Genomic DNA, 15,269 nt, shown 5'->3' with positions numbered 1-15,269 from the left:
ATGTAGCCATGGAGCTGTATGTGCCGATTCTGGTGCTCGCGGTCCTCGCGGCGGGATTCGCCGTGTTCTCCGTGGGCATCGCGCCCTTCACCGGGCCGAAACGCTGGAACCGCGCCAAGCTGGACGCCTATGAGTGCGGCATCGAGCCCACTCCCCAGCCGGTCGGCGGTGGGCGTTTCCCCCTGAAGTACATGATCACGGCGATGCTGTTCATCGTGTTCGACATCGAGATCATCTTCCTCTATCCGTGGGCGGTGGCCTTCGACAGGCTCGGCGTGTTCGGGCTGGTCGAGATGGTGCTGTTCATCGTCACCGTCCTCGTGGCGTACGCCTACGTGTGGCGCCGTCGCGGCCTCGATTGGGATTAGCCATGGGTCTTGAAGAGAAACTTCCGAGCGGGTTCGTCCTGACCACCGTCGAACAGGTGGCGGGCTGGGCCCGGAAGAACTCCGTCTGGCCGGCGACCTTCGGCCTCGCGTGCTGCGCGATCGAGCTGATGGCGACGGGTGGACCCACGCACGACCTGGCGCGGTTCGGCATGGAGCGCGCCTCGGCGTCGCCCCGCCAGGCCGACCTGATGATCGTGGCCGGCCGCCTGTCGCAGAAGATGGCGCCAGTGCTCCGCCAGATCTACGACCAGATGGCCGAGCCCAAGTGGGTCATCGCGATGGGCGTCTGCGCGTCCAGTGGCGGCATGTTCAACAACTACGCCATCGTGCAGGGCGTGGACCACGTGGTGCCCGTCGACATCTACCTGCCCGGCTGCCCGCCTCGGCCGGAGATGCTGATCGACGCCATCGTGAAGCTGCACGACAAGATCCAGAACATGAAGTTCGGCGCGCACCGGGCCAAGCAGATCGACGAGCTCGAGCTCCAGGCGCTGCGGACGCTGCCGCTGATCGACCAGGGAGCCGACAGATGAGCACCGACAACCTCCCTGAGGTTCCCGGGGCGACTGCGGAAGAGGCGCCCGTCGCCCGCACGGGCATGTTCGGCGCCGCGGGCAGCGGCGACACCTCCGGATACGGCCGCCTGGTCGTCCGGCGTCCCGCGAAGGCCTTCACGCCGCGGCCGTACGGGTCGTACTTCGACGAGGTGGCCGACGTCCTGGAGCCCGTCTTCGGCGACGCGATCGAGCGCGTGGTCGTGGATCGTGACGAGGTCACCTTCCACGTGTCCCGCGAGCGTCTGGTGGACGTGCTGCGACACCTGCGCGACGACCCGGCGCTGCGGTTCGAGCTGTCCCTCGGCGTCTCCGGCGTCCACTACCCGGAGGAGACCGGCAGCGAGCTGCACGCGGTCTACCACCTCTGCTCCATCACGCACAACCGGCGCGTCAGGGTCGAGTCGTCCTGCCCCGACGACGACCGGCACATTCCCTCCACCGTTCCGGTCTACCCGACGCACGACTGGCACGAGCGCGAGACCTACGACTTCTTCGGAATCGTCTTCGACGGCCACCCGGCGCTCACCAGGATCGAGATGCCGGACGACTGGGAGGGCCACCCCCAGCGCAAGGACTACCCGCTCGGCGGCATCCCGGTCGAGTACCGCGGCGCAGAGATCCCCGCGCCGGACCAGAGGAGGTCGTACTCGTGAGGGAGCACATCAGTGCCGCCTGTCAGGAGCCGGCGAGCGCAGTGAGGAGAGCGTCGTGACGAGCACCACTGAGACCGAAGGCCGGATCTACGACGTCGCCGGTCAGGACTGGGACGAGCTGGTCGAGACCGTCACGGAATCGTCCGAGGAGCGCCTGGTCATCAACATGGGGCCGCAGCACCCCTCGACCCACGGCGTGCTCCGCCTCGTGCTGACGCTCGACGGCGAGTCGGTGACCGAGGCCCGCACGGTGATCGGTTACCTGCACACCGGCATCGAGAAGAACATGGAGTTCCGCACGTGGACCCAGGGGGTCACGTTCGTCACTCGCATGGACTACCTGTCGCCGATCTTCAACGAGACGGCGTACTGCATGGGCGTCGAGAAGCTCCTCGGGATCACCGACAGGATCCCGGAGCGGGCGCAGGCCATCCGGGTCATGATGATGGAGCTCAACCGGATCTCCTCGCACCTCGTCGCCATCGCGACGTTCGGCCTGGAACTGGGCGCGACCACGCCGATGCTCTTCGGCTTCCGCGAGCGTGAGATGGTGCTCGACCTGTTCGAGTACATCACCGGCCTCCGGATGAACATGGCCTACGTACGGCCCGGCGGCGTGAGCGTCGACCTCCCCGCGGGGGCGGTGGACAAGATCGGCGAGTTCCTCAAGGTGATGCCTTCGAGGATCAAGGAGATGCGCAAGCTCCTCGACGCCAACCCGGTCTACACCCGCAGGACCAAGGACGTGGCCTACCTCGATTTGACCGGCTGCATGGCGCTCGGGATCACCGGCCCCATGCTGCGGGCCGCGGGCCTGCCCTGGGACCTGCGCAAGTCCCAGCCGTACTCGGGTTACGAGACCTACGAGTTCGACGTGCCGACCGAGAACAGCTGCGACGTCTACGGCCGCTACCTCGTCCGCGTCGCCGAGATGGAGGAGTCGCTCAAGCTCATCGAGCAGGCTCTCGACCGGCTGCAGGGCCCGCTGAAGAACGGCCCGGTGATGATCGAGGACAAGAAGATCGGCTGGCCCGCGCAGCTCGCGCTCGGCCCGGACGGCTTCGGCAACTCGCCCGACCACATCGCGCACATCATGGGCAGCTCGATGGAGGCCCTGATCCACCACTTCAAGCTGGTGACCGAAGGGTTCCGGGTCCCGGCCGGCCAGGTGTACGCGGCGGTCGAGTCGCCCCGCGGCGAACTCGGCGCGCACGTGGTGAGCGACGGCGGGACGCGCCCCTACCGGGTGCACTTCCGCGACCCGTCCTTCACGAACCTGCAGGCGGTGCCCGCGACCTGCGAGGGCGGCATGATCGCCGACGTCATCTCGGCTGTCGCCTCGATCGACCCAGTCATGGGAGGTGTGGACCGGTGACTTATTCACCTGAGGTCCGCGAGCGTCTGGAGACGGACGCCAAGGAGATCATCGGCCGCTACCCCAAGCCGCGGTCGGCGCTCCTGCCGCTGCTGCACCTGGTGCAGAGCGAGGACGGCTACGTCTCCGACGACGGGCAGGAGTTCTGCGCGGAGATGCTCGGCCTGTCCAAGGCCGAGGTCGTCGGCGTGGCGACCTTCTACACGATGTACAAGCGCAAGCCGTCCGGTGAGTACAACGTCGGCGTCTGCATCAACGCCCTGTGCGCCGTCATGGGCGGCGACCAGATCTGGTCCGAGCTCAGCGAGCACGCGGGCGTCGGCCACGACGAGACGACCGAGGACGGCAAGATCACGCTGGAGCGGCTGGAGTGCAACGCCGCCTGCGACTTCGCGCCCGTGATGATGGTCAACTGGGAGTTCTTCGACAACCAGACGCCCGAGTCGGCCAAGCAGCTCGTCGACGACCTGCGCGTGGGCAAGGAGATCGTCCCCACCCGCGGGCCCGGACGGCTCTGCACGTTCAAGGAGGCGTCGCGGGTCCTCGCAGGGTTCCCCGACGGCCTGGCCGGCGACGGTCCGGCGGCGTCCGGCCCCTCGCTCGAGGGTCTGAAGATCGCCAAGGCCAACGGCTGGGAGGCGCCCGCCGCCGACGAAGGATCGGTGAACGACCGATGACACAGCTGACGCCGGTTCTGACGCGGAACTGGGACCTGCCGAACGCCTTCACCGTTGACGGTTACGGCGAGTACGCCGCCGCCAAGAAGGCGCTGAGCACCGACCCCGACGCCATCATCCAGATGGTCAAGGACTCAGGCCTGCGCGGCCGAGGGGGAGCGGGCTTCCCGACCGGCATGAAGTGGGGATTCATCCCGCAGAACGACGGCAAGCCGCACTACCTCGTGGTGAACGCGGACGAGTCGGAGCCCGGGACCTGCAAGGACATCCCGCTGATGATGGCCAACCCGCACTCGCTGGTCGAGGGCGTCATCATCACCGCCTACGCCATCAGGGCCAACTACGCGTTCATCTACGTGCGCGGCGAGGTCCTCCACGTGATCCGCCGGGTCCAGGCCGCGGTCCGCGAGGCGTACGAGAAGGGCTATCTCGGCAGCGACATCTTCGGCTCGGGATACGACCTCGAAGTGGTGGTCCACAGCGGCGCCGGAGCGTACATCTGCGGCGAGGAGACGGCTCTGCTCGACTCCCTCGAGGGATACCGCGGCCAGCCGAGGCTCAAGCCGCCGTTCCCCGCGGTCGCCGGCCTGTACGCCTCCCCGACGGTCGTCAACAACGTCGAGTCGATCGCCAGCGTCCCGAGCATCGTGGCCAACGGCGCCGACTGGTTCGCCGGGATGGGCACCGAGAAGTCCAAGGGCTTCGGCATCTTCTCACTGTCCGGCCACGTGACCAGGCCCGGCCAGTACGAGGCGCCGCTCGGCATCACGCTGCGCGAGCTGCTCGACATGGCGGGCGGCATCCGCGAGGGCCACGAGCTGAAGTTCTGGACGCCGGGCGGGTCCTCGACGCCGATCTTCACGGCGGAGCACCTCGACGTGCCCCTCGACTTCGAGTCGGTCGGGGCGAAGGGCTCGATGCTCGGCACCCGGGCTTTGCAGATCTTCGACGACACCACGTGCGTGGTCCGCGCCGTCCTGCGCTGGACGGAGTTCTACGCTCACGAGTCGTGCGGCAAGTGCACTCCATGCCGCGAGGGCACCTTCTGGCTCAAGCAGGTGCTCAAGCGGCTGGAGAAGGGTCAGGGCACCGAGGACGACCTGACCACGATCACCGACATCGCCGACAACATCCTGGGCCGCTCGTTCTGCGCCCTGGGCGACGGCGCGACGAGCCCGATCCACTCGTCGGTGAAGTACTTCCGCGAGGAGTACCTCAAGCACTTCGAGATCGGCGGTTGCCCGTTCGATCCCGCCGCGTCAACTGTGTGGGGTAAGGCATGACAGTACAGACAACCTCGGCGGGGGCGGTCGAGCAGCCGGTCGACCTGGTGACGCTCACCATCGACGGTTTCCAGATCAGCGTGCCGAAGGGGACCCTGATCATCCGGGCGGCCGAACTACTGGGCATCCAGATCCCGCGGTTCTGCGACCACCCGCTGCTCGAGCCGGCGGCGAACTGCCGCCAGTGCCTGGTGGACATCACCGACGCGGGCAACGGCCGCGGCTTCCCCAAGCCTCAGCCGTCCTGCGCCATCGAGGTCGCCCAGGGCATGGTCATCCAGACCCAGCTCACCTCTCCGGTCGCGGAGAAGGCGCAGCGGGGCGTGATGGAGATGCTGCTGCTCAACCACCCGCTCGACTGCCCGGTCTGCGACAAGGGCGGCGAGTGCCCCCTGCAGAACCAGGCCATGTCCAACGGCCAGGGCGAGAGCCGCTTCGTCGAGGAGAAGCGCACCTTCGAGAAGCCGATCGCGCTGTCGTCCGAGGTGCTGCTCGACCGCGAGCGGTGCATCCAGTGCGCCCGGTGCATCCGGTTCTCCGACCAGATCGCCGGCGACCCGCTGATCGACTTCTTCGACCGCGGGGCCAAGGAGCAGGTGGGCGTCGCCAAAGGCGAGCCGTTCGAGTCCTACTTCTCCGGCAACACCGTGCAGATCTGCCCGGTCGGCGCGCTGACCGGCGCGGCCTACCGGTTCCAGTCCCGGCCGTTCGACCTGGTGTCGACGCCGAGCGCCTGCGAGCACTGCGCCTCCGGCTGCGCCCAGCGCACCGACCACCGGCGCGGCAAGGTCACCCGCCGCCTGGCCGGCGACGACCCGCAGGTCAACGAGGAGTGGAACTGCGACAAGGGCCGCTGGGCCTTCCAGTACGCCACCCAGTCCGACCGGCTGAGGACGCCGCTGATCCGCGACGAGTCCGGCAAGCTGGTCCCGGCCTCCTGGCCCGAGGCGCTGAGCGCCGCGGCCGACGGGCTGGCCAGGGCACGCGGCAAGGCGGGCGTGCTGGTCGGCGGACGGCTGACGGTCGAGGACGCTTATGCCTACAGCAAGTTCGCCAGGGTCGCCCTCGGCACCAACGACATCGACTTCCGGGCCCGCCCGCACTCCGAGGAGGAGGCGCGCTTCCTGGCCCACGCCATCGCGGGCAAGGGCATCGAGGTCTCCTACGCCGACCTGGAGAAGGCCCCGGCCGTGCTCCTCGTGGGGTTCGAGCCCGAGGAGGAGTCGCCCATCGTCTTCCTGCGCCTGCGCAAGGCCGCGCGGAACAAGGGCCTCAAGGTCCACGCGCTCGCGCCGTTCGCGTCGCCCGGGCTGGCCAAGATGAAGGGGTCGCTCATCCGCACGGCCCCCGGCGCCGAGGCCGAGGTGCTCGGCGACCTGGTCGCCACCGCCGGTGAGTTGCTGCCCGCGGGTTCGATCGTCCTCGCCGGCGAGCGGCTTGCCACCTCCGGCGGCGCCTTCTCCGCCCTCGTACGGCTGTCGCAGGCGGCCGGCGCGAGGATCGCGTGGGTGCCGAGGCGGGCGGGCGAGCGCGGCGCCCTCGAGGCGGGCGCCCTGCCGGGCCTGCTGCCGATCGGCCGCCCGGTCGACGACGAGACCGCCCGCACCGAGGTCGCCAGGGCCTGGGACGTCGCGGCCCTGCCGGGCACCCCCGGCCGGGACACCGCCGGGATCGTCGAGGCGGCGCTGAACAACGAGATCGACGCGCTGGTGGTCGCGGGTGTCGACCCGTACGACCTGCCCGACCCGGCCAAGGCGCTGGCCGCCCTGGAGAACACGCCGTTCATCGTCAGCCTGGAGATCCGGGCCAGCGCGGTCACCGACAGGGCCGACGTGGTCCTGCCGGTCGCCGCCGTGGCCGAGAAGGCCGGGACGTTCGTCGACTGGGAGGGCAGGGGCCGCTCGTTCGGTGTGGCCACGCCCGTCACCGGCGTCATGAGCGACCTGCGGGCCGTCGTCTCCATCGCCGACCAGATGGACGTCCACCTGGGCCTGCCGGACGCCGAGGCCGCCCGCCGCGAGCTCGCCGCGCTTGGCGCCTGGCGGGGCTCCCGCCCGGCCGCCCCGAGCGTCACCGGCGGCCCGGTCGGCCGCACGGCCGGGGAGCCCGAGGTCGGTCAGGCACTGCTGGCCACCTGGCACCTGCTGCTCGACGAGGGACGGCTCCAGGACGGCGAGCCGTACCTGGCCGGGACCGCACGCCGCTCGGAGGCGCTGATCTCCGAGACCACCGCCGCGGAGATCGGGGCGGTCGACGGCGGGAAGATCGTCATCGGTGACGGTGCGATCCTGCCGGTGCGCATCGCGGACCTGCCCGATCGCGTCGTGTGGGTGCCGTCGAACTCGGCCGGCCTGTCCGTGACACGCGACCTGCGTGCCGTGGCGGGCGACGTCGTAACCATCGGGAGCGTCTCGTGAACAACCCCGCGCCCAATCTGAGTGACTTCGGCCACGATCCACTGTGGCTGTCGATCATCAAGGCCCTCTTCATCTTCGTGTTCCTGATGGTGGGCGTGCTGATGAGCGTGTGGACCGAGCGCAAGCTCATCTCGCGCATGCAGCACCGCTACGGCCCCAACAGGGCGGGCAAGTTCGGTCTGCTCCAGACTGTGGCCGACGGCCTGAAGATGGGCCTGAAGGAAGACCTCATGCCACGCACCGTGGACAAGGTCATCTACTTCCTGGCCCCGGTCATCATCGCCGTGCCGGCGTTCCTGGCCTTCTCGGTCGTGCCGTTCGGGCCGATGGTCTCGATCTTCGGCGTGCGGACCCCGCTGCAGCTCACCGACCTGCCGGTCGCGGTGCTGCTGGTGCTGGCCACGGCCTCGATCGGCGTCTACGGCATCGTCCTCGCCGGCTGGGGATCGCGCTCGCCGTACGCCATCCTGGGCGGTCTGCGCTCCAGCGCCCAGGTGGTCTCCTACGAGATCGCGATGGGTCTGTCGTTCGTGGCGGTCTTCCTGCAGGCGGGCACGTTGTCCACCTCGGAGATCGTCGCGAAGCAGGCGGGCGGCGGCACCTGGGACATCTTCGGGCTGCACATCCCGACGCCGTCCTGGTACGTCTTCTCGCTGCTCCCGTCGTTCCTGATCTACGCGATCACGATGCTGGGCGAGACCAACCGCGTGCCGTTCGACCTCCCCGAGGGTGAGGGCGAACTGGTCGGCGGCTTCCACACCGAGTACTCCTCGTCGCTGAAGTTCGCCATGTTCATGCTCGCCGAGTACGTGAACGTCTTCACGGTCTCCGCGGTGGCGATCACGCTGTTCCTCGGCGGCTGGCACGCGCCGTGGCCCATCTCGATCTGGGACGGGGCCAACACCGGCTGGTGGCCGATGCTCTGGTTCTTCGGCAAGCTCGTGCTGTCCTTCTGCTTCTTCGTCTGGGTGCGCGCGTCACTGCCCCGCGTCCGGTACGACCAGCTCATGGCCTTCGGCTGGAAGGTCCTCATCCCGCTCAACCTCGCCTGGATCCTGCTCGCCGCCACGTTCAGGGCGCTGCGCCTTCCCGAGGTCGACCGGGGAGTCATCCTGACGATCGGCGCTGTGGTCGTCATCGGGGCGTTCGCCATATGGCTACGCTTCGACACGGCGAACCAGCGGCGCAGAGAGAGCCGGGCCGCCGAGGTCGAAGAGGAGTTCGAGCAACTCCGCGAGGAGCCGACGGCCGGAGGGTTCCCCGTTCCGCCGCTCGACCTGCCGCACTACCACGGAGTCGTGCCGGCGGCGCGCCTTCACACCGAGGCCAAGGAGGTGACCAGTGGGAGCAACTGATTGGCTGAACCCGATCAAGGGATTCGGCGTCACCTTCCACCACATGTTCAAGAAGCCGGTGACCGTCAACTATCCGGAGGAGAAGCGGCCCACCGCGCCGCGTTTCCACGGGCGGCACCAGCTGAACAGGTGGCCGGACGGTCTGGAGAAGTGCGTCGGCTGTGAGCTGTGCGCGTGGGCCTGTCCCGCGGACGCCATCTTCGTCGAGGGCGCGGACAACACCGAGGAGGAGCGGTTCTCGCCCGGCGAGCGGTACGGTCGCACGTACCAGATCAACTATCTGCGGTGCATCCTGTGCGGCCTGTGCATCGAGGCATGCCCCACCCGGGCGCTCACGATGACCAACGAGTACGAACTGGCCGACTCGAGCCGCGAATCGCTGATCTTCACCAAGGAGATGCTCCTCGCTCCGCTGGGGCCGGGAATGGAGCAGCCGCCCCACCCGATGCGCCTCGGTGAGACCGAGGAGGACTACTACCGGTTGGGTCGTAGCAATGGGTGAATCCATCACGTTCTGGGTGCTGGCGGTCGTCTCGGTGTCCGCCGCACTCGGGCTCGTCTTCAGTCGCAGGGCCGTCTATTCGGCCCTGATGCTCGGCGTCGTCATGTTCTCGCTCGCGGTGCTGTACGCGGTGCAGGACGCGCCGTTCCTGGCCGCGGTGCAGATCATCGTCTACACCGGCGCGGTCATGATGCTGTTCCTGTTCGTGCTCATGCTCGTGGGCGTGGACTCGTCCGACTCGCTGGTCGAGACGATCAAGGGCCAGCGGTTCTGGGCCATCCTGGCCGGGCTCGCCTTCGCGGCCCTGCTGGGGCTCGGCATCGGGAACGCGGTGATGCCGGCTCCCAAGGGCCTGGCCGCCGCGAACCAGGCGGGCAACGTGCCGTCGCTGGCCGAGCTGATCTTCACGCGGCACGTGTTCGCGTTCGAGGTGACCTCGGCCCTGCTGATCACCGCCGCGCTCGGCGCGATGGTGCTGGCGCACCGGGAGCGCAGCGAGCCCAAGGCGACGCAGAAGGACCTGTCGCGGGCCCGTTTCGTCCGGTTCGGTCAGCTGGGCAGGAACCCCGGGCCGCTGCCCGGACCCGGCACCTACGCCCGGCACAACGCCATCGACATGCCGGCGCTGCTGCCTGACGGCTCGGTGTCGCCGCTGTCGGTCAACCGCGTGGTCGCCCGGTACGAGGCCGCGGAGGGCACGCTGCCTCCGGAGGTCGAGCGGATCCTCCAGGAGGAGGCCGTGAGCGAGCGGGCCAACGGGCACGGAGCCCGGCCGCTCGACGAGGAGGACGGCAAGTGACAACGCATTACCTGGTGCTCTCCGCGCTGCTGTTCGCGATCGGCGGCGTCGGCGTGCTCGTACGGCGCAACGCCATCGTCGTGTTCATGTGCGTCGAGCTCATGCTCAACGCCTGCAACCTGGCGTTCGTCACCTTCGCCCGGCAGAACGGCAACCTGGACGGCCAGATCATCGCGTTCTTCGTGATGATCGTCGCCGCCGCGGAGGTCGTGATCGGTCTGGCCATCATTGTGACGATCTTCCGAACCCGCAGGTCCGCGTCCGTCGACGACGCCAGCCTGCTGAAGTACTAAGAGGTGGCCGTGGAACCCGCTGAGATCATCCAGCACTCCGGCGGAGTGATCGGGGCCTCCTGGCTGATGATCGCTCTGCCCCTGTTGGGAGCGGCCGTTCTCCTGCTGGGCGGGCGGAGGACCGACAAGTTCGGTCATCTGCTCGGCGTCGCCATGTCCGTCGCGTCGTTCGTCGTGGCGGCACTGGCCTTCATCCAGCTGCTGGGCTTCGCGCCCGGCGAGCGCCGCAGGGGAGTCGAGCTCTACGACCTCATTCCCGGCATCGCCAAGGTGGGACTGCTGATCGACCCTCTGTCGATCTCGTTCTGCCTGCTGATCACCTTCGTCGGATCGCTGATCCACATCTACTCGATCGGCTACATGGCGCACGACCCGGCCCGGCGTAGGTTCTTCGCCTACCTGAACCTGTTCGTCGCGGCGATGCTCGTGCTCGTGCTGGCCGACAACTACCTCGGCCTGTACGTCGGGTGGGAGGGCGTGGGCCTCGCGTCGTACCTGCTCATCGGGTTCTGGCAGCACAAGCCCACCGCGGCGACGGCGGCCAAGAAGGCCTTCATCGTCAACCGGGTCGGCGACTTCGGCCTGGCGATCGGCCTCTTCACGATCTTCGCGACGTTCCACTCCCTGTCGTACCAGGGCGTGGCGGAAGGCATCGCGAAGGGCGGGTCGATCCCGTTCACGGCCATCGGGCTGCTGCTCCTGCTCGGTGCCTGCGGCAAGTCGGCGCAGCTTCCGCTGCAGTCCTGGCTCCTGGACGCCATGGAGGGCCCGACCCCGGTCTCCGCCCTCATCCACGCGGCCACGATGGTCACCGCGGGCGTCTACCTGGTGGTGCGGTCCGGCCCGATCTTCCAGGCCACCGACACCGCGCAGCTCGTCGTCACGATCGTCGGCGTGGCCACGCTCCTCGCCGGTGCGATCATCGGTACCGCGAAGGACGACATCAAGAAGGCCCTGGCCGGATCGACCATGTCGCAGATCGGCTACATGATGCTCGCCGCGGGCATCGGCCCGGCGGGTTACGCCTTCGCGATCGCCCACCTGATCACGCACGGCTTCTTCAAGGCCGACATGTTCCTCGGCGCCGGATCGGTCATGCACGCCATGAACGACGAGGTGAACATGAGGAAGTACGGCGGCCTTCGAAAGGTCATGCCGATCACCTTCGTGACCTTCCTCATCGGATACCTGGCGATCATCGGGTTCCCGCTGCTGTCCGGTTACTTCACCAAGGACGGCATCATCGAGACCGCGATGGAGCACAACGCGATCCTAGGCTGGCTCGCCGTCCTGGGCGCGGGCATCACCGGCTTCTACATGTCGCGCCTGGTCTTCATGACCTTCTTCGGCAAGAAGCGCTGGGAGGATGACGCCCACCCGCACGAGTCGCCGGCCGTCATGACCTGGCCGCTGATCATCCTGTCGATCGGCGCGGTCGTCCTGGGTGCGTTCCTGGTCCTGGGCAACCGGTTCATGATCTTCCTGTCGCCCGCTGTCGGACAGCCGGAGGAACTGCCCTCCTTCCACCCGTTCAGCACGACCGGACTCGCCACGCTCGCCCTGGTCGCCGTCGGCGCGGTGTTCGCCTGGATGAGGTACGGCTCCGCCGAGGTGCCCGTGGTGGCTCCCCGCGGCTCGTTCCTCACCGCGTTCGCCCGTCGTGACCTGTACGGCGACGCGCTGAACGAGGCGCTGCTCATGCGGCCGGGCCAGTGGCTCACCCGCCTGGCGGTCTTCTTCGACAACCGTGGGGTCGACGGCCTGGTCAACAGCCTGGCCGCCCTCATCGGCGGCTCGTCCGGCCGGTTGCGCAGGATCCAGACCGGCTACGTCCGGTCGTACGCGTTGTCGATATTCGTCGGTGCCGCCGTCCTGGTCGGCGCCTGGTTCGTCGTAGGGAACCTGTGATGCCCTGGCTCTCAATCCTGATGGGCGTGTCCGTGCTGGGCGCGCTGGGCGTGACTCTTGTCCGCAACGACAAGCTCGCCAAGCAGTTCACGCTCGGGGTGTCGCTCATCGTGCTGGCTCTGGCCGTCGCGATGGCCGTCCAGTTCAGCCCCAACGGCGACAAGTTCCAGTTCGTCGAGAAGTACGACTGGATCCCCGACTTCGGGGTCCACTACGCGGTGGGCGTCGACGGCATCGCCCTGGTGCTGATCCTGCTCTCGGTCGTGCTGGTGCCGATCGTGGTGCTCGCCTCCTGGCATGACGCCGAGGCCGGCAAGCGGTCGGTCCGGACGTACTTCTCGTTGATGCTCGTGCTCGAGGCGATGATGATCGGCGTCTTCGCGTCGACCGACGTCTTCCTCTTCTACGTCTTCTTCGAAGCCATGCTGATCCCGATGTACTTCATGATCGGGTCGTACGGCGGCGCCCAGCGGTCCTACGCGGCCGTGAAGTTCCTGCTGTACTCGCTGTTCGGCGGGCTCCTGATGCTGGTCGCGGTGATCGCGCTCTACTCGATCGCCGGGAAGAACACCTTCATGTTCCCCGACCTCGTCGGGACCATCCAGGACGTGAACACGCAGAAGTGGCTGTTCCTCGGCTTCTTCATCGCCTTCGCGATCAAGGCTCCGCTCTGGCCGTTCCACACCTGGCTGCCCGACGCGGCGGCCCAGGCCCCGGCCGGCGCCGCGGTTCTGCTGGTCGGCGTCCTGGACAAGGTCGGCACGTACGGCATGCTCCGCTTCTGCCTGGAGCTGTTCCCCGACGCGTCGAAGTACTTCACGCCGCTGGTGATCACGCTGTCGGTGATCGGAATCGTCTACGGCGCGATCGTGGCGATCGGGCAGACCGACATGAAGCGGCTCATCGCCTATACGTCGGTCTCGCACTTCGGCTTCATCGCGCTCGGCGTGTTCGCCATGACGACGAACGCCGGCGCCGGGGCGACCCTCTACATGGTCAACCACGGCTTCTCGACCGGTGCGCTCTTCCTGATCGCCGGCTTCCTGATCCAGCGCCGGGGTTCCCAGTTCATCGCCGACTACGGAGGCGTGCAGAAGGTCGCGCCGGTGCTCGCGGGGACGTTCCTCGTGGCCGGACTGTCCAGCCTGTCGCTGCCCGGTCTGAGCACCTTCGTCAGCGAGTTCATGGTGCTGGTCGGCACGTACGAGAAGTACCTCGTGCCCGCCGTCATCGCGACGACCGGCGTCATCCTGGCCGCGATCTACATCCTGTGGATGTACCAGCGGACGATGAACGGGCCGACGGCCGAGTCCGTCAAGCATCTGCCTGACCTCAACGCGCGCGAGAAGTGGGTCGTCGCGCCTCTGGTCGCGTTGCTGCTGGTGTTCGGGTTCTATCCCAAGCCCCTGCTCGACGTGATCCATCCCGCGGTCAAGAACACGCTGTCCAGTGTTCCGGCGACCGACCCGGCCCCTGCCGTACAAGTTGCCAAGGAGGCCCAGTGAACGGCACCATCCCAGCGCCGACCATTGAGTACGCCCAGCTTGCACCGATGCTGGTCGTCTTCGGCGCGGCGATCGTGGGCGTGCTCGTGGAGGCGTTCGCTCCGCGATACCTGCGCTCGGCGATCCACGTGCCGATCACCCTGCTGTCGCTGGCCGGCGCGTTCGCGCTGACCATCTGGCAAGTGGTCAAGGGCGTCCCGACCGAGCCCGCCGCCATGGGCGCGGTCGCCGTGGACGGGCCGTCGTTGTTCATCTGGGGCACCATCTTGGTGCTCGCCTTCGTGAGCGTCCTGCTGATCAACGACGAGGACCACTTCGTCGCCGCGGCGGCGGCCGTTCCGGGATCGGCTGAGGAGGAGCAGGCCCTGCACGAGGGGGCCGGCCACACCGAGGTCTACCCGCTGGCGCTCTTCGCGGTCGGCGGAATGCTGCTCTTCCCCGCAGCCAACGACCTGCTGGTCATGTTCGTGGCCCTGGAGGTCATGTCCCTGCCGCTGTACCTGCTCTGTGGCCTGGCGCGCCGCCGCCGGCTGCTCTCGCAGGAGGCCGCGGTCAAGTACTTCCTGCTCGGCGCGTTCTCGTCGGCCTTCTTCCTGTACGGCACGGCCCTGCTGTACGGCTACGCCGGTTCGATCGACCTCGCGAAGATCAGCTCGGCTCTGGCCGTCGTCGGCGGCCAGGAGACCCTGCTCTTCATCGGTGTCGCCATGCTCGGCGTCGGCCTGCTGTTCAAGATCGGTGCCGCGCCGTTCCAGGCCTGGAAGCCGGACGTCTACCAGGGAGCCCCGACTCCGATCACCGCGCTGATGGCCTCGGGCACCCTGGTGGCCGCGTTCGGCGCGCTGCTGCGGGTGTTCTGGGTGGCTCTGGGCGGTCTCGACTGGGACTGGAGCCCGATTCTGTGGGCTGTGGCGATTCTCACAATGGTCGTGGGCGCCGTCCTCGCGATCACGCAGACCGACATCAAGCGGATGCTGGCCTACTCGTCGATCGCCCACGGCGGCTTCCTGCTGGTCGGCGTGGTCGCGACCGGTGCGGCGGCCGGGCAGAACTCCAAGGCCCTGTCGGCGATCCTCTTCTACCTCGTGGCCTACGGATTCACGACGGTGGGCGCCTTCGCGGTGGTCACCATGGTCCGTGACGCGGGTGGCGAGGCCTGGCACCTGTCCCGATGGGCGGGGCTCGGCAAGCGGTCGCCGCTGCTCGCCGGCATCTTCGCCTTCTTCCTGCTCGCCTTCGCCGGGATTCCGCTGACCAGCGGTTTCTTCGGGAAGTACGCCGTCTTCCAGGCGGCCGTGTCAGGCGGAGCGCTGCCGTTGGTGATCGTCGGCGTGGTGGCGTCCGCGGTGGCGGCGTTCTTCTACGTCCGCGTCATCGTGCTCATGTTCTTCAGTGACCCCTCCGCCGACGGCCCGTCGGTCGTACTGCCGTCGCGGGGTACCGCGGCTGTGGTCGGCGTGGCCGTATTGGCTACCGTATTCCTGGGGGTCTACCCGCAGCCTGTGCTCCACCTGGCGCAGAACGCTGCTCAGTCGTTGTTCATCCGTTAGGAGCCC

At 68.1% G+C, this 15,269-nt stretch carries 14 protein-coding genes; all 14 read left to right on the top strand.

The annotated features are described in order from the left end of the window. Window positions 1-8: 8 nt before the first annotated feature. The 14 genes from Pph01_RS14810 (at window position 9) to nuoN (ending at window position 15,263) form a co-directional block, all read left to right on the top strand. Window positions 9-368: an NADH-quinone oxidoreductase subunit A gene (locus tag Pph01_RS14810; RefSeq protein WP_111699579.1), complete on the top strand. Its 360-nt coding sequence runs from the start codon at window positions 9-11 to the stop codon at window positions 366-368. 2 nt (window positions 369-370) lie between these two features. Then, entirely contained in the window at window positions 371-922 is a 552-nt protein-coding gene (locus tag Pph01_RS14805) for a NuoB/complex I 20 kDa subunit family protein (protein ID WP_203881821.1), read from the top strand. Then, entirely contained in the window at window positions 919-1,599 is a 681-nt protein-coding gene (locus Pph01_RS14800; protein WP_204073653.1) for an NADH-quinone oxidoreductase subunit C, read from the top strand. Before Pph01_RS14805 ends, Pph01_RS14800 begins: the two co-directional genes overlap by 4 nt. 55 nt (window positions 1,600-1,654) lie before the next feature. Then, the gene (locus tag Pph01_RS14795) at window positions 1,655-2,974 is read left to right on the top strand and encodes an NADH-quinone oxidoreductase subunit D (protein WP_204073652.1); all 1,320 of its coding nucleotides are present in this window, start codon (window positions 1,655-1,657) and stop codon (window positions 2,972-2,974) included. Next, window positions 2,971-3,651, top strand: coding sequence for an NADH-quinone oxidoreductase subunit NuoE (gene nuoE, locus Pph01_RS14790; RefSeq protein ID WP_204073651.1), 681 nt, complete (start codon window positions 2,971-2,973; stop codon window positions 3,649-3,651). Before Pph01_RS14795 ends, nuoE begins: the two co-directional genes overlap by 4 nt. Further along, window positions 3,648-4,934 (top strand): NADH-quinone oxidoreductase subunit NuoF, encoded by a 1,287-nt coding sequence (gene nuoF / locus Pph01_RS14785; RefSeq protein ID WP_203881825.1) that lies wholly within the window; start codon window positions 3,648-3,650, stop codon window positions 4,932-4,934. Before nuoE ends, nuoF begins: the two co-directional genes overlap by 4 nt. Beyond that, window positions 4,931-7,351 carry an NADH-quinone oxidoreductase subunit G gene (locus Pph01_RS14780; RefSeq protein ID WP_204073650.1) on the top strand — a complete coding sequence of 807 codons (2,421 nt, stop codon included), beginning with the start codon at window positions 4,931-4,933 and terminating at the stop codon, window positions 7,349-7,351. The genes nuoF and Pph01_RS14780 overlap by 4 nt, the downstream gene beginning before the upstream one ends. Further along, window positions 7,348-8,706 (top strand): NADH-quinone oxidoreductase subunit NuoH, encoded by a 1,359-nt coding sequence (nuoH, locus tag Pph01_RS14775; protein WP_204073649.1) that lies wholly within the window; start codon window positions 7,348-7,350, stop codon window positions 8,704-8,706. The genes Pph01_RS14780 and nuoH overlap by 4 nt, the downstream gene beginning before the upstream one ends. Further along, window positions 8,693-9,208 (top strand): NADH-quinone oxidoreductase subunit NuoI, encoded by a 516-nt coding sequence (gene nuoI / locus Pph01_RS14770; RefSeq protein WP_204073648.1) that lies wholly within the window; start codon window positions 8,693-8,695, stop codon window positions 9,206-9,208. Before nuoH ends, nuoI begins: the two co-directional genes overlap by 14 nt. Next, a complete protein-coding gene (locus Pph01_RS14765) occupies window positions 9,201-10,007 on the top strand; it encodes an NADH-quinone oxidoreductase subunit J (protein ID WP_204073647.1) in 807 nt (268 codons plus the stop codon). Before nuoI ends, Pph01_RS14765 begins: the two co-directional genes overlap by 8 nt. Continuing rightward, complete coding sequence (gene nuoK / locus Pph01_RS14760) at window positions 10,004-10,300, top strand: NADH-quinone oxidoreductase subunit NuoK (RefSeq protein WP_203954635.1); 297 nt, start codon at window positions 10,004-10,006, stop codon at window positions 10,298-10,300. Before Pph01_RS14765 ends, nuoK begins: the two co-directional genes overlap by 4 nt. 66 nt (window positions 10,301-10,366) lie before the next feature. Further along, complete coding sequence (gene nuoL / locus Pph01_RS14755; RefSeq protein ID WP_204073789.1) at window positions 10,367-12,208, top strand: NADH-quinone oxidoreductase subunit L; 1,842 nt, start codon at window positions 10,367-10,369, stop codon at window positions 12,206-12,208. Further along, window positions 12,208-13,713, top strand: a complete 1,506-nt coding sequence (locus Pph01_RS14750) for an NADH-quinone oxidoreductase subunit M (protein WP_204073646.1) — start codon at window positions 12,208-12,210, stop codon at window positions 13,711-13,713. Before nuoL ends, Pph01_RS14750 begins: the two co-directional genes overlap by 1 nt. Beyond that, entirely contained in the window at window positions 13,710-15,263 is a 1,554-nt protein-coding gene (gene nuoN, locus Pph01_RS14745) for an NADH-quinone oxidoreductase subunit NuoN (RefSeq protein WP_204073645.1), read from the top strand. Before Pph01_RS14750 ends, nuoN begins: the two co-directional genes overlap by 4 nt. Window positions 15,264-15,269: the final 6 nt, after the last annotated feature.

Origin of the sequence: Planotetraspora phitsanulokensis (genome assembly GCF_016863295.1) — a bacterium.
Taxonomy (GTDB): domain Bacteria; phylum Actinomycetota; class Actinomycetes; order Streptosporangiales; family Streptosporangiaceae; genus Planotetraspora; species Planotetraspora phitsanulokensis.
Note: the sequence above shows the minus strand (reverse complement) of the source record. Positions and strands in the feature narration are given on the sequence as shown.

Bases quoted from the DNA above. Each gene is read 5' to 3' on its own strand.
- Pph01_RS14810 (WP_111699579.1), top strand. From the start codon at position 9: ATGGAGCTGTATGTGCCGATTCTGGTGCTCGCGGTCCTCGCGGCGGGA.
- Pph01_RS14805 (WP_203881821.1), top strand. From the start codon at position 371: ATGGGTCTTGAAGAGAAACTTCCGAGCGGGTTCGTCCTGACCACCGTC.
- Pph01_RS14800 (WP_204073653.1), top strand. From the start codon at position 919: ATGAGCACCGACAACCTCCCTGAGGTTCCCGGGGCGACTGCGGAAGAG.
- nuoF (WP_203881825.1), top strand. From the start codon at position 3,648: ATGACACAGCTGACGCCGGTTCTGACGCGGAACTGGGACCTGCCGAAC.
- Pph01_RS14780 (WP_204073650.1), top strand. From the start codon at position 4,931: ATGACAGTACAGACAACCTCGGCGGGGGCGGTCGAGCAGCCGGTCGAC.
- Pph01_RS14765 (WP_204073647.1), top strand. From the start codon at position 9,201: ATGGGTGAATCCATCACGTTCTGGGTGCTGGCGGTCGTCTCGGTGTCC.
- nuoL (WP_204073789.1), top strand. From the start codon at position 10,367: ATGATCGCTCTGCCCCTGTTGGGAGCGGCCGTTCTCCTGCTGGGCGGG.
- Pph01_RS14750 (WP_204073646.1), top strand. From the start codon at position 12,208: ATGCCCTGGCTCTCAATCCTGATGGGCGTGTCCGTGCTGGGCGCGCTG.